This window comes from Microvirga sp. 2YAF29 (assembly GCF_052114605.1).
In the GTDB taxonomy this organism is placed as follows: Bacteria; Pseudomonadota; Alphaproteobacteria; order Rhizobiales; family Beijerinckiaceae; genus Microvirga.
This window is the reverse complement of the sequence record NZ_JBFRFB010000013.1, coordinates 1-23,962: the sequence shown is the minus strand read 5'-3', so window position 1 is coordinate 23,962 and position 23,962 is coordinate 1. Positions and strand designations below refer to the sequence as shown.

General features: G+C 61.6%; 16 protein-coding genes. 6 read left to right on the top strand and 10 right to left on the bottom strand.

Going from position 1 to position 23,962, the window contains the following annotated elements; translation table 11 throughout:
* Positions 1-69 precede the first annotated feature (69 nt).
* The 6 genes from aat to AB4Y85_RS16045 form a co-directional block, all read right to left on the bottom strand.
* Complete coding sequence (gene aat / locus AB4Y85_RS16070) at positions 70-735, bottom strand: leucyl/phenylalanyl-tRNA--protein transferase (protein ID WP_441985927.1); 666 nt, start codon at positions 733-735, stop codon at positions 70-72.
* A 140-nt stretch (positions 736-875) separates the two neighbouring features.
* The gene (locus AB4Y85_RS16065; RefSeq protein ID WP_441985926.1) at positions 876-1,622 is read right to left on the bottom strand and encodes a CatB-related O-acetyltransferase; all 747 of its coding nucleotides are present in this window, start codon (positions 1,620-1,622) and stop codon (positions 876-878) included.
* Positions 1,623-1,736: 114 nt separating this feature from the next.
* Entirely contained in the window at positions 1,737-3,098 is a 1,362-nt protein-coding gene (accC, locus tag AB4Y85_RS16060) for an acetyl-CoA carboxylase biotin carboxylase subunit (protein ID WP_441985925.1), read from the bottom strand.
* Between the two features lie 8 nt (positions 3,099-3,106).
* Positions 3,107-3,586 (bottom strand): acetyl-CoA carboxylase biotin carboxyl carrier protein, encoded by a 480-nt coding sequence (gene accB, locus AB4Y85_RS16055; protein WP_441985924.1) that lies wholly within the window; start codon positions 3,584-3,586, stop codon positions 3,107-3,109.
* Positions 3,587-3,611: 25 nt separating this feature from the next.
* Positions 3,612-4,079, bottom strand: a complete 468-nt coding sequence (gene aroQ / locus AB4Y85_RS16050) for a type II 3-dehydroquinate dehydratase (protein ID WP_441985923.1) — start codon at positions 4,077-4,079, stop codon at positions 3,612-3,614.
* Positions 4,080-4,398: 319 nt separating this feature from the next.
* Positions 4,399-5,178 (bottom strand): DsbA family protein, encoded by a 780-nt coding sequence (locus AB4Y85_RS16045; RefSeq protein WP_441985922.1) that lies wholly within the window; start codon positions 5,176-5,178, stop codon positions 4,399-4,401.
* A 220-nt stretch (positions 5,179-5,398) separates the two neighbouring features.
* On the opposite strand from AB4Y85_RS16045, the gene AB4Y85_RS16040 reads away from it, so the two are divergent.
* Positions 5,399-6,580 carry a pyridoxal phosphate-dependent aminotransferase gene (locus tag AB4Y85_RS16040; RefSeq protein ID WP_441985921.1) on the top strand — a complete coding sequence of 394 codons (1,182 nt, stop codon included), beginning with the start codon at positions 5,399-5,401 and terminating at the stop codon, positions 6,578-6,580.
* Between the two features lie 187 nt (positions 6,581-6,767).
* On the opposite strand, the gene AB4Y85_RS16035 is transcribed toward AB4Y85_RS16040, so the two are convergent.
* A complete protein-coding gene (locus tag AB4Y85_RS16035) occupies positions 6,768-9,452 on the bottom strand; it encodes an Rne/Rng family ribonuclease (RefSeq protein ID WP_441985920.1) in 2,685 nt (894 codons plus the stop codon).
* Between the two features lie 608 nt (positions 9,453-10,060).
* Between AB4Y85_RS16035 and AB4Y85_RS16030 the strand changes: the two genes are divergently transcribed.
* From AB4Y85_RS16030 to prfB, 3 genes are all read left to right on the top strand, one after another.
* Positions 10,061-11,305 (top strand): N-acetylmuramoyl-L-alanine amidase, encoded by a 1,245-nt coding sequence (locus AB4Y85_RS16030; RefSeq protein WP_441985919.1) that lies wholly within the window; start codon positions 10,061-10,063, stop codon positions 11,303-11,305.
* Between the two features lie 142 nt (positions 11,306-11,447).
* Positions 11,448-13,901 (top strand): penicillin-binding protein 1A, encoded by a 2,454-nt coding sequence (locus AB4Y85_RS16025; RefSeq protein WP_441985918.1) that lies wholly within the window; start codon positions 11,448-11,450, stop codon positions 13,899-13,901.
* Between the two features lie 166 nt (positions 13,902-14,067).
* A protein-coding gene (prfB, locus tag AB4Y85_RS16020; protein ID WP_441985917.1) for a peptide chain release factor 2 occupies positions 14,068-15,196 on the top strand; the annotation gives its coding sequence in 2 pieces (ribosomal slippage) (positions 14,068-14,136 and positions 14,138-15,196; 1,128 coding nt in all).
* Positions 15,197-15,251: 55 nt separating this feature from the next.
* On the opposite strand, the gene AB4Y85_RS16015 is transcribed toward prfB, so the two are convergent.
* Both AB4Y85_RS16015 and AB4Y85_RS16010 read right to left on the bottom strand, forming a co-directional pair.
* Positions 15,252-16,673 (bottom strand): matrixin family metalloprotease, encoded by a 1,422-nt coding sequence (locus AB4Y85_RS16015; protein ID WP_441985916.1) that lies wholly within the window; start codon positions 16,671-16,673, stop codon positions 15,252-15,254.
* 133 nt (positions 16,674-16,806) lie between these two features.
* Positions 16,807-17,271, bottom strand: a complete 465-nt coding sequence (locus AB4Y85_RS16010) for a peroxiredoxin (protein WP_441985915.1) — start codon at positions 17,269-17,271, stop codon at positions 16,807-16,809.
* Positions 17,272-17,516: 245 nt separating this feature from the next.
* Between AB4Y85_RS16010 and AB4Y85_RS16005 the strand changes: the two genes are divergently transcribed.
* Positions 17,517-20,897, top strand: a complete 3,381-nt coding sequence (locus AB4Y85_RS16005; protein ID WP_441985914.1) for a hypothetical protein — start codon at positions 17,517-17,519, stop codon at positions 20,895-20,897.
* A 69-nt stretch (positions 20,898-20,966) separates the two neighbouring features.
* On the opposite strand, the gene tyrS is transcribed toward AB4Y85_RS16005, so the two are convergent.
* Entirely contained in the window at positions 20,967-22,229 is a 1,263-nt protein-coding gene (gene tyrS, locus AB4Y85_RS16000) for a tyrosine--tRNA ligase (protein WP_441985913.1), read from the bottom strand.
* 225 nt (positions 22,230-22,454) lie between these two features.
* On the opposite strand from tyrS, the gene AB4Y85_RS15995 reads away from it, so the two are divergent.
* Positions 22,455-23,962: M10 family metallopeptidase C-terminal domain-containing protein (locus tag AB4Y85_RS15995; protein ID WP_441985912.1), on the top strand; the 1,508-nt coding region annotated here is incomplete at its 3' end.

The window sequence follows — 23,962 nt, the reverse complement described above, 5'->3', positions numbered from 1 at the left end:
AGTGGACCCACTTTTGGGGCTAATCCGATGCTCCACTCTACAGATAGCGCATCGTTCGATGCGCTGAGTTCAGAGAGCGGCGAGCACTTCCTCGCCGCTCACCACCTGTCCGCGCGGCCAGACGTTCCAATCGCCCTCCCGCTCAAGAGCCTCGCGCAGCATCTGCTTGTATTCGCGGCGGGGCACCTCGACCGCTCCGAACTGTGAGAGATGCGAGGTCACGAACTGCGTATCGAGCAGGCTGAAGCCGCCGCGCTTGAGACGCGCAACCAGATGGACCAACGCAATCTTCGAAGCGTCCCGCTCCCGGTGAAACATGCTTTCGCCGAAGAAGGCTCCCCTCAGACGCACGCCATAAAGTCCGCCGACGAGCTGCCCATCCCTATACACCTCGACCGTGTGACAGAAGCCCTTGTCGAACAATTGGCCGTAAAGGTCTCGGATGCGGCTGTTGATCCAAGTCTTCTCACGGTCGGCTCCAGGCGCGGCGCAGCCGGCGATCACTGCATCGAAATCGCGGTCCACGTGTACGGTGAATTCCTCGGCCCGGATCGTGCGGGCGAGCCGTTTGGGCAGGTGAAAGCTGTCGAGCGGGATGATGCCCCGCTCCCTGGGCTCGACCCAGAACAGGGAGGGATCGTCGGCGTCCTCCGCCATCGGGAAAATCCCCGCGGCATAGGCCTTCAGCAGGATCTCGGGCGTGATGGTGATGGTATCGTCGGGAGACAGGGTCATATACTCGCAGATCCGGCCGGGGGATCATGCCATAGATAGACACCACTGCGCCGGAAGTCAGACCGGCGTGAAATAGATTTTTGCGAGTTCACCGAGGGACGAGCTTATTCTCGGCGATGACAATAACGCCTCGCCCGGAATCAGCTTCCCCCCGCTGCGACAGTCCTGATCTTGATTTCGTTCTTGTTGCGCGAATAGATCTTCCTCTCGGGAGCGATGCGGGGAACCTCCACATTGGTGCCCTCGAGATAGTCCAGCATCTTCTCCGGGTCATCGAGCGGAATGTCCGGCTTCTGCTCAAGATGCCGTGGCAGATCATAAGCCCACCATTTGCTTTGCAGGAGCCTGTCGATGAGAGGCTGGTCGAAGCGATACTTGACGACCTTGGCCGGATTGCCGACGGCAATTGCATAAGCGGGAATGTCCTTCGCAACCACCGCGCCTGCCCCGATGATCGCCCCGGTTCCGATTGTCACACCGGGAAGAATGATCACGTGCGAGCCGATCCAGACATCGTGCCCGATACAGGTTCGCTTGTCATAGCTGCTGAAGGTGAGGGGCGGGGTATACTTGCGGCTTGCCGAATAGAGATTCGTATAAGGGAAGGGGTGGGAGGAGAGCCAATTCTTAGGGTGGGCGCTTCCGCGCATGTTCACGTTATCGCCGATGGAGCAGTAACGCCCGATCGTGGCGTGCTGGATCTCGACCTTGGGAGAAATGTAGGAATAAGCCCCGATTTCGACATCCGTCAGCCGGCTGGAGCGGAAGATCTTGACAGGCACCTCCCAAACCAGGCTGCCGCCGATCGTTCCATCGAGATCGAGCCCATGCTTGAGAAGGATGGTCCGCAACCCTTCCTTCGATGTCGCCTGCTTAGTCGCACTCATCGCTCTTGGCCCCCGGGAGATGCCAGAGCGATACTACATATTGTTACTGTGGACTACCTGCCTTGTGTTGCAGGCCACGTCCCATGAAGGGCGCGGCCTGCGACTGGTCGTTGCCTAGGCGCTTTCGTCCCCAAGCCCGCCCGTCTTCAGGAAATTCTCCAACCAGTGAATGTCGTACTGGCCGTTCTGAATGTCGGGGTTGCGCACGAGGGTTCGGAAGAGCGGGAGCGTCGTGTCCACGCCGTCCACCACGAACTCGTCGAGCGCGCGGCGCAGGCGCATCAGGCACTCGTTACGGGTGCGGCCATGCACGATGAGCTTGCCCACGAGAGAGTCGTAATGCGGCGGGATGCGGTAGCCCTGATAGGCCGCCGAATCGACGCGGACGCCGAGACCGCCCGGCGGGTGGAAGTAGCTGATCGTGCCGGGCGAGGGGCGGAAGGTTGAGGGATGCTCGGCATTCACGCGGCACTCGATGGCATGGCCTTCGATCTTGATGTCTTCCTGCTTCACGGAGAGCGGATGACCGGCAGCCACGCGGATCTGCTCGTTCACCAGGTCGATGCCGGTGATCATTTCCGTGACCGGGTGCTCCACCTGGATGCGGGTGTTCATCTCGATGAAATAGAACTCGCCGTCCTCGTAGAGGAATTCGATAGTGCCGGCGCCCGCGTATTTCAGGTCCTGCATGGCTTTCGCCACAACGCCGCCGATGCGCTCGCGCATTTCGACGTTGAGAGCCGGCGAGGGGCCTTCTTCCCAAACCTTCTGGTGGCGGCGCTGGAGCGAGCAGTCGCGCTCGCCCAGATGGATCGCGTTGCCCTTGCCGTCGCCGAGCACCTGGATCTCGATGTGGCGCGGCTTCTCGAGATATTTCTCGATATAGACGGCATCGTCGCCGAAGGCGGCCTTGGCCTCGGTCTTGGCGGTCTGGAGCGCGTGAACGAGGTCTTCCTCGGTGCGCGCGACCTTCATGCCGCGACCGCCGCCGCCTGCTGCCGCCTTGATGATGACGGGATAGCCGATCTGCTTGGCGACTTTCTTGGCCTCGCCCTCGTCGGAGATTTCTCCCTCGGAGCCCGGCACGCAGGGGATGCCCAGACGCTTCGCTGTGCGCTTCGCCTCGATCTTGTCGCCCATGATGCGGATGTGTTCCGCCTTGGGTCCGATGAAGGCGATGCGGTGATGCTCCAGCACCTCGGCAAAGCGGGCATTCTCGGAGAGGAAGCCGTAGCCGGGGTGGATGGCGTCCGCGCCGGTGATCTCGCAAGCGGCGATCAGGGCCGGGATGTTGAGATAGCTGTCGCGGGCGGCCGGTGGGCCGATGCATACGCTCTCGTCGGCGAGGCGCACATGCATGGCATCCGCGTCGGCGGTGGAATGCACCGCGACGGTGGCAATGCCGAGCTCCTTCGCCGCACGCAGGATGCGCAGGGCGATCTCGCCTCGGTTGGCAATGAGGATCTTATCGAACATGTCGCGCCTTACTCGATGACGAGGAGGGGTTCGCCGTATTCAACAGGAGTTCCGTCTTCGACAAAGATGGCGGTCACGGTGCCCGCGCGGGGAGCGACGATCTCGTTGAAGGTCTTCATGGCCTCGACCAGGAGCACCTTGTCGCCGGCCTGAACCTTGGAGCCGATCTCGACGAAGTCCTTCGCCTCGGGCGAGGGCTTGCGGTAGGCGGTGCCGACCATTGGGGAGAGCACGGCGCCCGGATGGGGCGCGCCGGGCTTTGCACCAGCCGCAGAAGCCTCGGCGGCAGCCGGCGGAGGAGCGACCACGGCGGGCGGCGCATAGGCTGCGGGAGCCGCCGTAGGAACCTGTATGGCTGCCTGGATCGTGCGGGCCACGCGGATGCGAAGATCGCCCTTCTCCACTTCGATCTCACTGAGATCCGTATCGGCGATCATGTTCGCCAGCTCCCGGACGAGATCGGGATCGAAAGGGGTATCCTTGGCCATGGGGCTCACCTCTTATTTTGAGGAACTAGTGCTGCGATGGTTTGGCTTGCCGAGCCCGCTCAACCATGACGCGGTGAACCGCCTCCAGGCCGAGCAGGTAGCTCATGGCCCCGAAGCCGGCGATGACGCCGACGGAAACGGGAGCGATGAGCGAGCGATGACGAAAGCTTTCGCGAGCATGAACATTGGAAATGTGAATCTCGACCGTTGGCGCGCCGCTGCCGGAAATGGCATCGCGCAGGGCGATCGAGGTGTGGGTATAGGCGCCGGCATTGATGACGATGCCCGCACCTTGCGCTCCCGCCTCCTGGATCCAGTCGACCAGATGTCCCTCGTGGTTGGACTGGCGGAAGGTGATCGCCGCCCCCAGGGTCTCAGCCTTCTCGCGAACGAGCTTCTCGATGTCCGACAGCGTCGTGCTGCCGTATACCTGAGGCTCTCTGCGGCCGAGCAGATTGAGGTTGGGTCCATTGAGGACGTGGACGTTGATCATCGCGAAAGGAGCGTTCCTTGAAGCCCCGCCAGGCGGAGCCGAGACGCCCTCTTAGCCAAAAGGCGAGCATGGGGAAAGGGGAAAAGCGGGACTTTCCCAAGGCTTGAGCGGGTTTCCGTAGGGGGAAGGGGCCAAATCCGGTTCTTGAGCCGCTGTGTGCGCCCTCTGTCATTCCGGGGCTGCGTAGCAGAGCCCGGAACCCATAACCATTACGCTCCAAGAAGAAGCGTTGCCATGCGAACAGCTTAATTCTGCACTTTCGGTGTTTATGGGTTCCGGGCTCGGCTCTGCGAGCCGCCCCGGAATGACAAAAGGTGTGTTAGCCGCAGCTCGCCTTGCCGCAGGAGCGGACGTTGTCCACGGTCTGCTTAAGAGGCTCCGCGCCGACGGCGCCGGGGATCACCGTTTCGCCGATGATGAAGGCGGGAGTGCCGGTGAGGTTCAGCTTATCGCCGAGCGCCATGTTTTCCTGAAGGGCGTTGCGGACGTCTGCGCCTTCCATATCCTTCTGCAGCTTGGCCAAGTCGACGCCCAAATCCTTGGCGACAGCCATGGCGCGCTCGCCATTGACCCGGCCACGGCTTTCCAGAAGCTTGACGTGGTAATTCATCATCTTGTCGCCCTGAAGCTGCTTGCCCACGGCAAGCGCCACGCGGCTCGCCTCGACCGAGTCGGGTCCGAGAACGGGGAAGTCCTTCAGCACCACGCGAAGCTTGGGGTCGCTCTTCATGAGGGTCTGCACGTCGGCGAGCGCCTTTTTGCAGTAACCGCAATTGTAGTCGAAGAATTCGACCAGGGTGACGTCACCCGACGGATTGCCCGCCACATAGGAATGCGGGGCGTTCAGCAGGGATTGCTTGGTTTCCTGCACGGCGCCCGCCTGGGCCACCTGCTGCGCTTCTGCCTGGCGCTTTTCGAGTTCCGCGATCACCTCGGTCAGAACCTCCGGGTTCTTCATGAGGTAGTCCTTCACGACTTCGCCGATGGCCTGCTTTTGCTGATCGGTGAAGACATTGCTCTGGGCCTGAGCGGCGGGCGCGAGCGCCAACGCGCCGATCAGGGCCACGGCCTTGCCGATTTGGGGAAGCGAGAAGCGCATGTCGGTCCTTTTTCGGAATAGTCTTTAGGGCTTGGCCCCTGGTGATGGGGCTGCCCACGCCTGAAATCATAAGTGGCGTGAGTTAGCGTTTTGTGGAGTGTGGCGTCAAATCACGCCTTTGTTTTGTTCGCTCCCGTTGTCATTCCGGGGCTCCGCTGCGCGGCCCCGGAATGACAGAACCGTCTTGAGACACATCGTTCGACGGGCTACGAACTTAACCATGACAAAATCATCCGCCGATCTCCAATTGCCCGCCATCGCCCGCCGCATGGAGCGGGTCTCGTCCTTCCTGGCCATGGACGTGCTGAGCGCCGCGGCAGCCAAGGAGCGGCGAGGGGACAGCGTGATCCATATGGAGGTCGGCCAGCCCTCGGCTCCTGCGCCGAGGGCGGCCCGCGAGGCGGCCAAGGCCGCGCTCGATCTCGGGCGAATCGGCTACACTGAAGCCCTCGGCATTTCGGCCTTGAGAGAGCGGATCGCCCGCCATTACCGTGAGGCTTACGGGGTTTCCATCGCGCCGGAGCGGGTCGTCGTCACCACAGGCTCCTCGGCGGGCTTCGTGCTTGCCTTCCTGAGCCTCTTCGATGTGGGGCAGCGCGTCGCCATCACGGCGCCGGGCTATCCGGCCTATCGCAACATTCTGGAGGCCCTCGGCATCGAGCCGATCACGATCCCGCTCGCCAAGGCCGATGGCTGGATCATGACCGCGCAGGCCATCGAGAAGGCCCATGCTGAAAAACCACTCCATGGCATTCTGGCCATGAGCCCAGCGAACCCGTCCGGCACGATGATCGGGCAGAAAGCCTTGGCCGAACTCGGCGAGACCTGCCGCCGCCTCGGTCTCTGGTTCGTATCGGACGAGATCTATCACGGCCTGACCTACAGCGAAGCCGCCTCGACCGCGCTCGCCTCCGACGACGATGCCATCGTCATCAACTCGTTCTCCAAATATTACTGCATGACCGGCTGGCGCATCGGCTGGGTCGTGGTGCCCGAGCGCCTCGTGCGGCCCATCGAGCGGCTGGCGCAGAACCTTTACATTTCGCCGCCCTATCTCTCGCAGGTGGCGGCGCTTGCAGCTTTCGATGCCGGCGAAGAGCTTGAGGCCGTGAAAGCAGGCTATGCGCGAAACCGTGCGTATCTGCTGGAGGAATTGCCGAAAGCCGGTATTACCGAAATGCATCCGGTGGACGGCGCGTTCTACACCTACGCCGACATCGCCCGCTATACGAACGACTCCATCGGTTTCTGCAAGCGCATGCTCGAGGAAACCGGCGTCGCCGCAACACCCGGCCTCGATTTCGACCCCATCGAAGGCTCGCATTATATGCGCCTCTCCTTCGCCGGTTCGGAAAACGATTGCCGCGAGACGGTGCAGCGGCTGAAGGGATGGTTGCGGTAGGCCCCCTTCCATCATGACCGGGCTCGTTCCGGTCATGATGGAAGAGCGCGGCGCTTCAAGCCATCGAGATCACCTGCACAGGGCCGGTGATGACGTGGAGTTCGTAGATCGGTCGCGATGCGCTGAGAGCGACGACCTTAAAACGAAAAATGCCCGGTCGAAACCGGGCATTTTGCTATCCGTAATCTTACGATCCGCTCAGGACCGACTTGGCTTTCGACCACCAGCCGGCGCGCTTCGGGCGTTCCGGGTCGGGCGGGGTCAGCACGACGGCGACGGGTTCGGGCTCCGGGATCATCGGGCGCGGCTCCTCGGCCTTCTCGATGGGCTCGGGCACGGGCTTGGGCTGGATATGCTCCTGAGCAACCATGGGCTGAGCGGCTTCCTCACGCTCGCGCGCCGGAGCCGTAGACTGGCTCTCGTCGGAAGCGCCGACAGCCTCGGCGACGGCTTCGGTGACGGCCACGAAGCCTTCCTCGGAAGCGAATTCCTCGGCAGCCTCGTCACGGCCACGGCCACGGCCGCCGCGGCGGCCACGACGGCGGCGGCGGTTGCGGCCTTCACCTTCCGCGCCGGCCTCTGCCGCCTCGCTCTCTTCGCCGGAAGCTTCTCTCTCGGCGCCTTCCGATTCCTCGCCCTCGGCTGTTTCGTCTTCTGAGCCTTCTTCGCCCTGAGCAGCCTCGACGCCATTCTCACGGTCGCCGCGACCGCGACGGCGGCGGCGGCGGCGGCGGCGGCGTCCGCCGCCTTCGCCGCCTTCGCCGTCCTCATCGCGGCCTTCGCCTTCGGAAGCGCCGGTCTCTTCCGTGGTCTCGTCCTCGGCCTCGATCTCGACTTCATCCTCTTCCGGCTCGTCGACAGGCACGATGGCGTCGATCTGGATGCCGGTGGCGGCGGACTTGTGCTCGAGGCGAAGCGCAGGATCTCCACGATCGATGGCGTAGTTGATGGTGCCGGTGAGCGTGTCGTCCGCGACGATGGAGATCATCACGCCGAACCGGGTCTCCAGCTCGCGCAGGTGAATGCGCTTCTGGTTGAGGATGTAGAAGGCCGCCTCCGTCCGCGTGCGGACGACGAGGTTGTAGCCGGCATTCTTGATGAGAGTTTCCTCGATGGAGCGCAGCACGTGCAGCGCGACCGACGGCGTCGAGCGGACGACGCCCGTGCCGGCGCAGTGCGGGCAGGGGACGGAGGAGGATTCGAGCACGCCCGTGCGGATGCGCTGGCGCGACATTTCGAGCAGGCCGAAGGGCGAGATGCGGCCTACCTGGATGCGGGCGCGATCGTTCTTCAGGCACTCGTTGAGTTTCTTCTCGACGGCGCGGTTGTTGCGCTTCTCCTCCATGTCGATGAAGTCGATGACCACGAGGCCGGCAAGGTCGCGCAGGCGCAGCTGGCGCGCAACTTCCTCAGCCGCTTCGAGGTTCGTGCGAAGCGCCGTGTCCTCGATGTTGTGCTCACGGGTCGAGCGACCGGAGTTCACGTCGATGGAGACCAGTGCTTCCGTCGGATTGATGACGAGATAGCCGCCGGATTTCAGCGTCACGACGTTGGAGAACATCGCGTCGAGCTGGGCTTCGACGCCGTGCTTCGCGAAGAGCGGCTGCGGCTCGCGATAGGGCTGGACGATCTTGCTATGGCTCGGCATGAGCATGCGCATGAAGTCCTTGGCCTCACGGTAACCGTCGTCGCCGGAGACCATGATGTCGTCGATCTCCTTGTTGTAGAGATCGCGGATGGCGCGCTTGATGAGCGAGCCTTCCTCATAGACGAGCGCGGGAGCCGCCGAGCTGAGCGTCAGCTCGCGTACGCTCTCCCAGAGGCGCATGAGATATTCATAGTCGCGCTTGATCTCCGGCTTGGTGCGCGAGGCGCCCGCCGTGCGCAGGATGATGCCCATTCCCTCGGGCACCTCCAGCTCCTGGGCGATTTCCTTCAGGCGCTTGCGGTCGGCTGCGTTGGTGATCTTGCGGGAGATGCCGCCGCCACGGCCCGTGTTGGGCATGAGCACCGAATAGCGGCCGGCGAGCGACAGATAGGTGGTGAGAGCAGCGCCCTTGTTGCCGCGCTCTTCCTTCACGACCTGGACCAGCAGGATCTGGCGGCGCTTGATGACTTCCTGGATTTTGTACTGCTTACGCGGGGTGCGGCGCTGGGGAAGGTCTTCCATCGCGTCGCCGCCGCCGAGCTGTTCGACGTGATCCTCGTCCTCGCCTTCCTCGCCCTCGGCATGTTCGTCGTCGTTGTCTTCCTCGTCCTCTTCCTCGTCGCCTTCGGACTCGGAAGCCTCAGTGGGCTCTTCGAAAGACGCGACAGACTCAGCCTCGACGGCGAAAGCCGTGACCTCTTCGCTGCCCTCGGCAGCTTCGGTGGGCTCAGTGGATTCGATTTCGAAATCGCCTGCGGCGGCAATCAGGTCGATGGTCTCGTCGGTGCCCTCGACAGGAACCTGACCCTCGGTGCCTTCCGCGCCGGCTTCGGCCTCGGTGGAGACGACCGTATCGCCGGTAGGCTGGCGGCGCGGCGAGGAGCGGCGGCCGCGACGGTTGCGGCGGCGCTCTTCCTCGCGCTCTTCCTCGGCCTGGGCCTCGGCTTCGGCCTCAAGGAGGGCCTGACGGTCGGCGACCGGGATCTGATAGTAATCGGGATGAATTTCGCTGAAGGCGAGGAACCCGTGACGGTTTCCGCCGTATTCCACGAAGGCCGCCTGAAGCGACGGCTCTACGCGCGTGACTTTCGCGAGATAGATGTTCCCGCGCAACTGCTTCCGGTTAGCGGATTCAAAGTCGAATTCTTCGACCTTCTGTCCACGTACCACCACAACCCGGGTTTCTTCCGGGTGGGAGGCATCGATAAGCATCTTGTTTGCCATGTTGAACTCTCGACATGGCGATCGAGGGCAGGACCTGAGGCAGTGGCCGCAGTGAAGGCGGGTGGCCTCGCCGCAAGAGAAGGCGGCGGGCTGGAATTGCGTTCGGAGTGCTGTCGATCGCCATCGTGCGCCTTAGAGAAGCGCATTCTGGGTTGAAACGGGTCGGCATCGAGCCGGATGAGGTGGAGCGAGGGCGAGCGCGAAAAGAGACGCGCGCTTGGAACGGTGCCGTAACGAGAGTCAGTGCTGACTTCGTGTGCGCAACCATTCAAGACTGCCCTTTCTAAGGAACGATGAGCCGAATTGAGGTCCGGCCATCGGTAAAACAAGCGGCGATCTGTATCGCCTACTGAACCCTTCCTGGCGCCTGTCGAGGGTGACGGGGGTCCTTGGGGATCGGTCAATACAACCGTCTCCCCAGGTCCGCCGTCAGATTCGGCCATGCCGGACGGGGTCATAGATCATTACAGAGCGAATGGGGCATTTGGCAAGATGCCGAGGCAATGTGTCGTTAATGCAACAGAGTCTCGATAACGGCCTTCCTGTGGGAAAGCTTCATTAACCAAAGCCCGCCTATGAGATAGGAAGGAGGCCCCGGACTTCCAGCGATGAACTTGAAACCTCTCATACGCCTCCTCGGTGCATGTCTCCTGGCGACCTTCGTCGCTTCAGGCGCGGGCCGCGCGTGGGCCAATGCCCCAGAGGCGAAGTCAGCAGGACCAGCCATCGCGGCGGACGTATCCGTCGAGGTGGATGGCCCCAAGACGAGGTTCAGAATCACCCTGTCCAAGCCCGTAACGGCCGAAGCCTCCCTGATGGAGCGGCCCGACCGGCTCATCATCGATCTTCCCGAGGTCGCCTTCCATCTCCCGCCCGAATCGGGACGCCAGAAGGCGGGGCTGATCTCTTCCTATCGCTACGGCCTCTTCGCTCCCGGACGTTCCCGGGTTGTGATGGACCTGACCCAGCCCGCCGTGGTCTCCGGCTTGACCGTCGAGCCCAACATGGCGGGCGGCGCGGCCCTTCTGACCATCGAGCTGACCGGGACCGAGCGGGCCGATTTCCGCCGCGCCGCCACCGAGAGCGCGGCCAAGGCGGCGCAGAATCCGGTGCCCGAGATCCGTACTCAGGCCAAGGATGCACGGCCCTTGATCATGATCGATCCCGGCCATGGCGGCATCGACCCTGGTGCCGCGGCCTCGGGCTCTATCGTGGAGAAGGATCTCGTTCTCGCCTTCGCCCAGCGTCTCCAGAAGAGGCTGGAGACGGACGGTCGCTATAAAGTCATCATGACCCGCGACAAGGACGTGTTCATTTCCCTCGGCGACCGGGTCAAGACGGCCAGGGCCGCGCAGGCCGATCTCTTCATCTCCATCCACGCGGATTCGATTTCCGGTGGACAAGAGGTGAGGGGCCTCACCGTCTATATCGGAGCCGAACGCGCCTCCGATGCCGATTCAGCACGGCTGGCCGACCGCGAAAACAAGGCCGACGCGGTGGCGGGCATCGAATCCACGGAAGTGGCGGACGACGTATCCGACATTCTCGCGGATCTGACCCTTCGCGAGACGCGCGGTTTCTCTCACAGTTTCGCGACCCGCCTCGTGGGAGAGTTCGATTCCGTCGCCCGGCTTAACAAAAACCCGCACCGGCAGGCCCGCTTCCAAGTGCTGCGCGCCCATGATGTCCCCTCGGTTCTCGTGGAGCTGGGCTACCTGTCCAGCAAGCAGGATCTCGACCTGATCATGTCCGAGGAATGGCGGGGAAAGATGGTCTCGGCCATCGGCGTGGCCGTGGATCGCTTTTTTGCAACACGGTTCGCCAGACAGGGCTCTGCCGCAGTTTTACCATAGATAGAGTGTGGATACCCGTAGCGGGGGCGCGATTCCTCGGTTAACAGAGCGGGGCAGGCTGCCCCCGATAGTGTTGCCCGGTATCGGCTCAGGATCTGCATGAAGAGGTGCCGCAAGGCGCCGACAACGGAAACATTCTCGGATGCGTTTTGTCCTACGATTCTTCGGCTTCCTGTTCAGCATCGGAGCGATCTTCTTCCTGATCGGCGCCGTGGGGCTGGCCTATGGATTCTGGTTCTTCTCGAAGGACCTGCCGGATCACGCCCAGCTCGCCAATTACGAGCCGCCGGTGATGACGCGCGTCCACGCCTCGGACGGCAGCCTGATCGCGGAATATGCCCGCGAGCGGCGTCTCTACGTACCGATCCGTGCTGTGCCCAAGCTGGTGAAGGATGCCTTTCTCTCCGCTGAGGACAAGAATTTCTACAAGCATGTGGGCGTCGATCCGGAAGGTCTGGTCCGCGCCGTTGTGGTGAATCTCCGCTCGGGGGGCTCGCGTGAGCAGGGCGCGTCCACCATCACGCAGCAGGTGGCCAAGAACTTCCTCGTCGGCAACGAGCGCAGCTATGAACGCAAGATCCGCGAGGCGCTGATCGCGCTGCGCATCGAAACCACCTTCTCGAAGGACAAGATCCTCGAACTGTACCTGAACGAGATCTTTCTCGGCACCCTGACGCCCGGCCGCAACCTGCACGGCGTCGCTGCCGCGGCTCTCGATTATTTCGGCAAGTCGATCCAGGAACTGACCATCGCCGAGGCCGCCTATATCGCGGCCCTGCCGAAGGGCCCGAACAACTATCATCCCTTCCGCCAGCGTAAGGCCGCCATCGACCGCCGCAATTGGGTGATCGAGCGCATGGCCGTGAACGGCTATATCACGCAGGAAGCCGCCGAGGCGGCCAAGAACGAGCCCCTCAACGTCAAGCCGCGCGTTGTGTCTCCGAACAGCATTGCCTCCGGCTATTTCGCAGAGGGGGTGCGCCGCGACATCGCCGAGCGCTATGGCGAGGAAAGCCTCTATGAGGGCGGCCTTCTGATCCGCTCGACCCTCGACCCGAAGATGCAGGCCATGGCCCGCAAGGCGCTGGTCGATGGTCTCGTGCGCTTCGACGAGGCGCGCGGATGGCGCGGAGCCCAGCAGAAGATCGACCTGACCGGCCGCGAATGGGGCCTGGCGCTTGGCGAAGTTCAAACACTGGGCGACGTTCAGCCCTGGCGCCTAGCTGTCGTGCTGGAAGTCTCCGGTGGGCGCGCCCGCGTCGGCCTCCAGCCGCGCCGCGAGGCCTCCGGCCAGCAGGTTCGCGACCGCGAGACCGGCTTCGTGGGTGCCGATGGTGTGAAGTGGACCCGCCGCCCTGTGGAACGCGCCGTGTCCGTAGGCGATGTGGTCTATGTGGAGCCCATCGAGGGCAAGCAGGGCCAGTTCCGTCTGCGCCAATATCCCGAGATTTCCGGCGCCATCGTCGCCATGGATCCCAATACGGGCCGCGTGCACGCCATGGTCGGCGGCTTCTCCTATGACCAGAGCGAGTTCAACCGCGCCACGCAGGCCATGCGTCAGCCGGGTTCGTCGTTCAAGCCGCTGGTCTATGCCACGGCACTGGATAACGGCTACACCCCGTCGTCGCAGATCATGGACTCGGCCTTCGTACTCGACATGGGGCCGGGGCAGGCCGCCTGGGCGCCGTCCAACTACGACGGCAAGGCTGCGGGCCTGCGGACACTTCGCTACGGCATCGAGCATTCCAAGAACCTGATGACGGTGCGTCTCGCCAACGAGATCGGCATGCCTGCCGTCTCCGAATATTCCCGCCGGTTCGGCGTCTATGACGACCTGTTGCCGCTGCTCTCCATGTCGCTCGGCGCAGGCGAGACCACGGTCATGCGCATGACGGCAGCCTATTCCATGTTCGTGAACGGCGGGCGACGCATCAAGCCGACCCTGATCGACCAAATTCAGGATCGTAATGGCCGCTCCATCTACCGCCATGACGACCGCAAATGCACCTCCTGCGATGCGGGTAAGTGGGATGGCGGCGCGGCACCCAAGCTCACGGAAAACCGCGAGCAGGTGATCGATCCGCTCACCGCCTATCAGATCACGTCGATCCTGGAAGGCGTGGTCCAGCGCGGCACGGCGCAGTCGGTCAAGGCCGTCGGCAAGCCGCTTGCCGGCAAGACGGGCACGACCAACGACGCGAAGGACGTATGGTTCGTCGGCTTCTCGCCCGACCTAGCGGTCGGCGTGTTCCTCGGCTTCGACCAGCCGAAGTCGCTCGGCAACGCGGCTACCGCCGGCCAGTATGCTGCACCGGTCTTCCGCGACTTCATGCAGATGGCCCTGAAGGACAAGCCCGCCACGCCGTTCCGCGTACCCGCCGGCATCAAATTGATCAGGGTGAATGCTTCCACCGGCACCAGAGCCGGTAGCGAAGGAGGTGGCACGATCCTCGAGGCCTTTAAACCGGGCCAGTCCCCCCCCGCCTCTTACGCCCCCCCTGACGAGGACGCTGCACCTCAGGCGGAGTATGAGCCGGCCCCGCCGCCCGAACCCGCCCGCCGCGCGGTTGGCGTCGGCCCGACCGGATTGTATTGATCCACCCCTTGCGGTTCCCATATGAGCCGCATCTCGGAAATCTCATGATCGCTGCGGCGCATCGGCGCCGCAGCGATCATCGGTTTTGAGGAAGGCGCTGCTTTACACCATGAAGCGCGCCCCTTAAGACCGCCCAACCCAAGCACCGGACTCGAAAAGCACCACAATGCGCGCCGAAATCGAACACCTCGTAGAAGAGACCAAGCAGTCAGTCGGGCTGCTGAGGAGGCATCTTTGACTGGGATAATGCCCAGCGCCGCCTCGCCGAACTGAACGCCAACGCCGAAGACCCGAGCCTCTGGAACGATGCGGAGGCCGCGCAGAAGATCATGCGCGAGCGTACGACGCTCGAAGAGCAGATTTCCTCCATCAAGCGCATGGAGCAGGAGCTCGACGACGCCGCCACGCTGATCGAACTCGGCGAGATGGAAGAGGACGGGGGCACCATCCAGGAAGGCGAGGATGCCATCCGCGCCCTCCAAGAGGAGGCCGCCCGCCGTCAGGTCGAGACGCTTCTCTCGGGTGAGGCCGATGCCAACGACACTTATGTCGAAGTGCATTCAGGCGCCGGCGGCACGGAAAGCCAGGATTGGGCCAACATGCTTCAGCGCATGTATGCCCGCTGGGCCGAGCGTCGGAAGTACAAGGTCGAGCTTCTCGAAATCACCGATGGTGAAGAGGCCGGTATCAAGAGCGCTACGCTCCTGATCAAGGGTCACAACGCCTATGGCTGGCTCAAGACCGAGTCGGGCGTGCACCGCCTCGTGCGCATTTCGCCTTACGACTCCAATGCGCGCCGCCATACGAGCTTCGCGTCGGTGTGGGTTTATCCGGTAGTGGATGACCGCATCAATATCGAGATCAAGGAATCGGACTGCCGCATCGACACGTTCCGTTCGTCCGGCGCGGGCGGCCAGCACGTGAACACCACGGACTCGGCGGTGCGCATCACGCATATTCCGAGCGGCATCGTCGTGGCGTGTCAGCAGGAGCGTTCGCAGCACAAGAACCGCGCGACTGCCTGGAACATGCTGCGCGCCCGTCTCTACGAGGCGGAGCTGAAGAAGCGCGAGGAAAAGGCGAGTGCCGAAGCCGCTTCCAAGACGGATATCGGTTGGGGACACCAGATCCGCTCCTACGTGCTGCAGCCCTACCAGCTCGTGAAGGACCTGCGCACGGGTACTCAGTCCCAGACCCCGCAGGACGTACTCGACGGCGACATCGACCCCTTCATCGAAGCCTCTCTCGCTCAACGCGTCTATGGCGGCGGCGAGGATGTCGAGGACATCGATTAAAACGGAAAAGGCCCGCTCGTTAGAGCGGGCTTTTTTCTATTGCAGATGCGGAGATTCAGACGACGAGAATATCATCGGCGTAAATGCTCACCAATCCTGCGAATTTCGCGAAACGCACGGCCGCCAAGGGGCCGATGCCGTCAGGATCGTAGGAGAGAGAAAGCTCATCGTTGTTGTATATGACACGGTCTTTCGCATCTGTGGCAGCCGGACCTTTCACGAAGGCTTCATCGTGCAAACTGCCTTTTTCAATAGTGCTGAAAATGATTGCGGACAGGACGATCCTGTCTTCCGAGCTTTTGAAGTCCATGATCTGGTCGACATCGTCGACTCCATTGAACCAGGTGTCGAAAACGAATTGATCGTCGCCTGCGCCCCCTATCAAGGTGTCGCTTCCTGCGCCTCCTTGTAAGACGTCGTTGTCGTCTTCATCGAAGTACAGACTGACATCGTCGTCCCCGCCTTCCAGATAGTCATTGCCGGCTCCACCTTGCAGGTTGTCGTTGCCGTCACCACCGCGCAGAACGTCGTCACCGTTGTCACCATACTGGATATCATCACCATCATTGCCGCTGAGGGCATCATTGCCCGCGCCTCCGTACAGCGCGTCGTCCCCGTATCCTCCTCTGAGGACATCGTTGCCGATATCTCCGTAAAGGACATCGTCGCCGTCGCTGCCGCTCAGAAAATCGTCGCCGCTATCTCCATGGAGAATGTCGTCGCCCTCGTAGCCGTAGATCTTATCATCGCCACGACCGCCTTCGATGATGTCCTTGACGGCGACGCCGTGGATCACATCCGCTTTGCTTTTGCCTATCTGGGTCAGGGTTTGCTTGGCTTTGCTCCAACTCCACTTCGCGACCTGCTTTCCATCCTGAGACGGGCTACCGTAGAGAGCTTGGATTGCCTGGATGTCCAACGCGCCGAGGCCTATCGACGGCATTTTGATGTCGGCTCCTGTGTAGCTCATCACTGTGTGATTCACGTGATCCAGGTCCGTCTTCAACAATTGCTTGTTATAAGGCATTTTGTGGAAGGAGTGCTTGAGCCCGAGCGCGTGGCCGATCTCGTGCAGCATAACGTAGAGCTTGAACGCCGGATATTGCGCAATCTCGGTGCGATAACGTTCATTCATGTAGATATGGCCGCCCATATCATCCCGAAGCAGGCCTTCGTCCGACGTGTCACGGCTGAGCTTCGGAAATTCCGCCCGAGCGCTATGTTCTCCGAATTCCCAATCCCAGTGAAACTTCAGTTCTGCATCTTCTCCTTTGACCTCGAAGAATCGGATACCGGAGATATTTCCCCACATGTTCAAGGCTTGGCGCGCCATGCCCTTGTCTGCATTGCTGAATTTCTCTGATCCCCACCAAGTGCCACCAAATGTATAGGTGAGAAACACTGGCTGTTTATTATTCTTCAGAGAGGAAAGAGCATTCCAGCTCTGCCCTGAAAAAATAGCTTTATAATCAGGCATGGAAGTCTCAAAAATAAGATGCTCCTTATTCATTAAATGATATGACGTCTCAATTCAACTTGAGATGCCATTGGTCACAAGTTGCTACACGCACGTGTGCAACGGAAACGCGCTTATTCTTATAATAGGCTATTCATAGTCTACGAGCCGCCTCAAGCACTTCCTCAACGTGCCCCGGCACTTTCACCTTGTTCCAGATCCGGGCAATGTTGCCGTCACGGTCGATCAATACGGTGGTACGCTCGACGCCCATATACCTGCGGCCATACATGCTTTTTTCCACCCAGACGCCATAGGCATGGAGCATGGATTTTTCCTCGTCCGAGGCGAGGGGGAAATGCAGGTCATACTTGGCGCGGAACTTGTCGTGGCTTTTCAGGCTGTCGGGCGAGACGCCAATGACCTCTGTATCCGATGCGGCGAATTCCTGCCGCAGCGCCTGGAAATTCCGAGCTTCCAGCGTGCAGCCGCTGGTGTCGTCCTTCGGGTAAAAATAGAGCACGGCCTTTCTGCCCTTGAGGCTGTCGAGGGTAATCGCCTGGCCTCCCGTTGCGGGCAGGGAGAAGGCAGGGGCTTGTTTTCCAGGAGTTAGAGACATTGTTCGCCTTCCTTTTGGCGGAATGTATTGGTTGGAACCTCAATGTGCACGATGGGAAAGAAGCGGTAGGCGGGAAGCTCCCGGGACGTCTAAGGTCCACCCACTGATTCCCTCGCTATCGCGAAAGTACATCAACCCGGCTGCCTGACATCACAAGAATGAAGTTGCCATTCCGCACCAAACTGTCCCGGCGAGAACCGGCCAAGCGGAGCGCCCTACGCAGGGTGCTTCGGGGTGCGCTGTACGTGAAGCTTGGGCTCATCGTTTTCATTGGTGTGGCTTTCGGTCTGGTCTACCTGCGCCTGTCGGCCGCGCCCCTGAGCTTTGGACGCCTGCCGGAGCGAGTGGCAGAGTCGATTGCTGCCCGCATCGGCCCCGGCTGGGCCGTGACGTTGCGCAACACCGCCATCGAGCTGCAGGACGGAACGCCGGCCCTGCGTGCGAATGGGCTGGACATCCGCGCCCCTGGCGGCGAACTCGTCCTCCGCGCTCCCTATGCCCTAGTGAGCATTGATTTCCTGTCTCTGCTCACAGCCAACCTCCAGCCGAAATCCATCGAGGTGAGGGATCTGCAATTGCGGGTCCTGGTCAATCGGGACGGCTCGCTCGCCTTTTCACCGGTTCCCAGCAATGAGGAAGGACAGGGCGCGATACCTCCAGTTGTCAGGCCCACCCCCTCCACGGAGGCCGCCGCTTCGCTGTCAGTGAATATTGACGGACCTTCGCAGGTCTCGGGCACGGTCGGCTCTCTCTTCGATCTCGTGGTCGGCCCGCGCAGCATCCTGAGTTCCCTCGGCAGCGCCCGGCTGACCAATGCCAAGCTCGTCTTCATCGATGCTGATTTGCGCGAGCGGGCGAATTACCAGCGCTTGGACGCGACCTTCGACTGGACCGAGGACGGTGGGCGCCATTTCGCGGCAACCGTGATCGGCGATCAGGGGCCATGGCAGCTCAGCGGCGATGCCAGGACCGAGGGCAATGGGGCCTATCGAGCCATCGTCTCGGCAGATGCCGCGCCGATCCAGGATATCCTCCTGCTCAGCGGCATGTCGGACCTGCCCGCCGCGACCGATCTCGAGTTCTCGGGCCGCTTTGACGTGGCCTATGCCGATGGCCGCGTGACGGAGTTGAAAACTCGCCTCGAGAGCAATGCCGGCACGATCCAGATCGAGGACAAGGATACCTCGGCCCTGCCGGTGGAGCGCGCAACCATCGTGGCCGAATGGGATGAGAACAGGAAAACCCTCAACCTGCCGACGGTCGAAATGAGGGGCGGCGACACTCGCCTCAAACTCGAAGGGCGGCTTTCCGCTCCCACGGCAACCGATCCCTGGCGCCTGCGCCTGAGCGGGAAGGACATCGTGTGGGCAGGGGCAGCGCCCGGCGATGCGCTTGTTCAGGTCGCTAATGCCGAGGCGGACCTGTCCGGTCCTGACGGCCTCACGATCAATTCGTTGAAGCTGCGCGGTCCGGATCTTCACGTGGCTGCCAGCGGTGCTGTTGCCGCCGCCGCCGATCCCAAGGGCTTGAAGTTCGATGTGACGGCTTCGAAAACCAATATCCGCTCCGCTCTGCGGATCTGGCCGGAGGCGGTTGCCCCTCCCGTGCGGCGCTTCCTTGTCGACAACCTGAAGGGCGGACTTCTCGAAAGCTTCGACCTCAAGGTCGATATGAAGGGCAGCGATGTCGAGAAATCGATGTCGGGCGGGCCGATTGCGGATGAGTCGGTGAAGATCAACTTCGCGATCTCTCAAGGAATTCTCCAGGCCGCCGAGGGGCTTCCGCCGATCTCGCGCCTGAATGTGACCGGGCAGATTTCCGGCACCAAGGTCTCGCTTCGCGCGCCGACGGGCTATGTGGAGATGGCAGACGCCCATAACCTCAGCGCCTCGGAGGGGACCTTCGCCCTCGACAATTACTGGGACGACAATTCCCAGGCGCGCATAAACTTCCGGCTCAATGGTGGTGCTGACGGCGTGGGAGCATTGCTGCAATCCCCACTCGTGAAGGAATTGGCCGGTTTCGAGGTCGATCCAGCGACCATGAAGGGCAAGGCGGATCTGCGTGTCGGCATTGGCCTGCCCGTCGCCAACATTCCCGCTATCCAGGATCTTCCCATCAAGATTGCCGGAACCTTGAACGACCTCTCCATCGACAAGGTTTTCGGCAAGGACAAGCTCGAGGGCGCCAACCTCAACATCGCCTATGACAAGGGCGATCTGGCGATCAAAGGCGAGGGCAAGATCGGTGGAGGTCCTGCGACCATCGATGTGCAGAAGGGCCGCCAGGGCGGACAGGCCGTGGTGTCCTTCGCGATGGATGAGGCTGCGCGCTCCAAACGCGGCCTGTCCTTCGGCTCGCAGCTGACCGGCAGTGTCGCGATCAAGGCCACACTCCCGCTCGGACAATCCGCCCCGGCCGGTACTCTCGTCGAAGCCGATCTGGCGAAGGCCGGCGTTGATCAGCTGATCCCCGGTTGGACCAAGGCCGCAGGTCGCCCCGGCAAGGCCACCTTCACGATGATCGATACCCCGCAGGGCATGGAGATCCAGGATCTTCAGCTCGACAGCGGACCGGTTCAACTGCGCGGCACGGCGACCTTGTCCGGCGACGGCAATCTCGAAAAGGCCGACCTGGCCACGTTCAAGATCTCGCCCGGCGACGACATGCGCGCGCAGCTGGAACGCGCGAACGGCGCCTACAAGGTCACGATCAAAGGAAACACGGGCGATGCGCGCCCCTTCCTGAAGAGTTTCGGCGGTCAGTCTTCACCGTCGAACCGCAACGGCTCATCCTCCTCGAAGGATGTCGATCTCGATCTGAACCTCAACATTCTCACCGGCCACAACAACGAGGCGGTCACGAATGCATCGATCAAGGCCTCTATGCGCAAGGATGTGCTCCGCCAACTCGACATGAAGGGACGCCTCGGCGCCACGAACGTCATCGGGCGCACCGATGCGCAGGGGCGCACAGGTTCGGTCATCATCGTCCAGGCCGAGGATGCAGGCTCGCTCCTGCGCTTTACCGATACCTACCGGCGAATGGTTGGCGGCGATCTCATCCTGCACATGGCCACGGGCGAGGGGCCGCAGAGCGGCTTCGTGATGCTGCGCGATTTCGCTCTCGTGAATGAGCCCGCACTGCGCCGCATCATTCCGACACAAACGCAGGTCATCGCCGGACAGGATCGCGCGGGCAATTCGCAGGCGGTGCGGGTCGATGTCAACGAGATCACGTTCAGCAAAGCCCGAGTGGAATTCACCCGCGCGGCAGGCCGTATCGATTTCAAGGATGCGGCGATCTTCGGCAACCAGATAGGCTTCACCCTCGGCGGCTTCATCGATTATGCCCGCGACCGGATGGATATCTCCGGCACCTTCGTTCCCGCCTTCGGCTTGAATAACGCCTTCGCGCAAGTGCCGCTTTTCGGCCCTCTGCTCGGAGGTGGGCAATATGAGGGGCTTTTCGCGGTAAACTTCCGCGTCGGTGGACAGGCCAGCGCGCCGACGCTGACCGTCAATCCGCTCTCCGCCGTTGCGCCGGGGTTCCTGCGCAAACTCTTCGGAGTCGGAGGCGTGGAGCCGCCGCAGACGGATGCGGCGCCTGCGACGCCTGAGCGGTAGACCCGGGCTATGTGCAGAAAATAAAAATGGCCGGGACATGCCCGGCCATGACGCAAAGCTTCAGAGATTTTAAACAGCTCGCAGCAGCACGTGCTTCTTCTTGCCGAAGGACAGCTTGATCACGCCTTCCGCCGTCAGGTCCGACAGGCTTAATGTCCCGCGCTCGTCGGAGACGGTCTGGTCGTTGACTTTGAGGCCGCCGCTCTTCACCTGGCGCCGCGCCTCGCTGGAGGAGGGCACGAGCTTCGCGTAATCGGGGCCGAATGCGGTGAGGACGCCGAGGCCTTCAGCAAGCACGCTGGAGGCAATTTCGACGGTGGGCAGGCTCTCGGCGAGCGCGCCTTGCTCGAAAGTCTTCTGCGCGGTTTCTGCTGCCAGCTCTGCCGCCTCGCTGCCATGGAGCAGGGCGGTCGCTTCGGTCGCCAGCACCTTTTTTGCCTCGTTGATCTCGGCGCCCTGGAGAGAGCTGAGCTTGGAGATCGCGTCCATCGGCAGGATCGTGAAGAGCTTGAGGAAGCGGGGAACGTCCGCGTCTTCCGTGTTGCGCCAGAACTGCCAGTAATCGTAGGGGCTCAACATGTCGGCGTTGAGCCATACGGCGCCGGATGCGGTCTTGCCCATCTTCGCACCGGAAGCGGAGGTAAGCAGCGGGCAGGTGATGGCATAGAGCTGCGGCGTGCCCAGGCGGCGGCCGAGATCGATGCCGTTGACGATGTTGCCCCATTGGTCCGAGCCGCCCATCTGCAGCACGCAGCCGTATCGCTTGTTCAGCTCCACGAAATCGTAGGCCTGGAGGATCATGTAGTTGAATTCCAGGAAGGACAGCTCGTGTTCGCGCTCGAGCCGCATCTTCACGCTGTCGAAGGACAGCATGCGGTTGACCGAGAAGTGGCGGCCTACATCGCGCAGGAACTCGATGTAGTTGAGCTTGGTCAGCCACTCGGCGTTGTCGACCATCATGGCGTCGGCCTTGCCGTCGCCGAAAGAGATGAAGCGCGAGAACACGGTCCTGATGCTCTCCTTGTTGGCCTCGATCTGCTCGACGGTCAGGAGCTTGCGGCTCTCGTCCTTGCCGGAAGGATCGCCCACGCGCGTCGTGCCGCCGCCCATGAGCGTGATCGGCTTTCCTGCGCCTGTCTTCTGCAGCCAGTGCAGCATCATGATGGAGAGCAGATGGCCCACATGGAGCGACGGGCCGGTGCAGTCATAGCCGACATAGGTCGTGAGCCGCTTCTCAAACGCCGCGGCATCCACCCCCTCGAAATCGGAGGTCTGGTGGATGAAGCCCCGTTCGGTCAGAACCTTCAGGAAGTCGGATTTCGGCGCGCTCATCGCGTCTCTCTCATGGCTGTTGGTCACGTACGAGGGGGACCCTCTAACAGCTTCACCACAGGATTTCACGTGCTTTTGGCGACCCAAACGCGAAGTTTGGCCAATTGGAACCCGTGAGTGGGGTTGCTGAGCTATAGGATTATGAACCCACAGTTCGGCGTATTAAATTGACAAAGCTAGGCCGTTAACATTATTAATGTAATATTGTTAAATTGGAGGGCTCCCATGTCCTGGATTTCAGATGCTTTCCGCTCCGCTGGAGATTGGGTCGTAAATACAGTCCGGGATATCGCAGACGGAATCGGCGGTGCCCTCGATTCGGCTTGGAACTGGGTGTCCGATAATATTTCGGGGCTCCCGCTGCAATTCTTCTCTGCCATGGGGACTGCCTTCCCATCGTGGACCATCGGCGGTGCCAAGTATTTCGTGCCGAATCATGCCGACAGCGATGTCAATGCTTTGATGTCTGGCACCAAATGGGGCGGAGAGACTATAACCTACGCAATGCCGGACAGCCGCTCCGATTACTCGCTTATCAATCCGAGCGCAGATGGCTTCAAACGCCTATCAACGGGGAGCGAAGGTGCAGTCCGTGATATCATGGATGTGCTCGTTGCGGGCTATGTGAATAAGAATGTGGCCTATAGCGGCCGCGGTGACGCTAATATTCAGGTTGCCGGTTTTGAGCCCGGATCAGTGATCAACCGAAGCCATGGCTATTATCCAGGTGTGCCAGCTTATGGCGGTGAGACTTGGCTAACCAACGGTGAGGCCGCCAATGTCAAAAAGGGAAGCCATGACTACTTGCTGGTCATGCATGAACTCGGGCATTCTCTGGGCCTTAAGCATACTCATGATCACGCAGACAAGCTTCCTAAGATGTCGGGGGAGCGTGACAGCACCGAGTTTACGGTGATGTCCTATAACGAGACGGTAAATCGCCCGCAGTCGTTCATGCAGTACGATATTGCTGCCTTGCAGATGATGTATGGCGCGGACTTCACCACGAATAGTGGCAACACCACCTATAGCTGGAAGCAGGGATCGGGCGAGACCCGTGTGAATGGGATAAGCCAAGGGCAGACATCTAGCGAGACTATCTTCCTGACCCTATGGGACGGTGGCGGTATCGATACATACGATATGTCAGCGTTCTCCGATAATGCCGTAATCGATATAACCCCGGGCGGATCGTCCAGCTTCTCGAATGCACAACTGGCGAAAAAAGATTCGACGGGCGCAAAGGTGAAGGGGAACGTTTACAATGCGTTCCTGTACGGCGGAGACCTTCGTTCCTTGATCGAGAATGCCATCGGTGGCAGTGGGAACGACAGAATCATCGGTAACCAGGCTGCCAACGTGCTACAGGGCCGTGACGGTAACGACATTCTCGACAGCGGTGCCGGCAACGATACGCTTTATGGCGGCGCGGGCGATGACATCCTGTATGGTGGCGCGGGTGCCGATATCCTCGTCGGCGGCGCTGGCCTTGGTGACATGGCGGCCTATGCCGCGACCAATGGTCAGGGTGTGACAGTCAATCTGGCCAACCCGCAGTTCAACACCGGCGAGGCGAAGGGCGATACCTATGACGGCATCGAGAACATCGCCGGCACACAATATACCGACATCCTGACAGGCGATGCCAAGAACAACATCCTCTACGGGCTAGGCTCCGACGATATTCTGCGCGGCGGCCTGCTAGGCTCCGACGATATTCTGCGCGGCGGCCT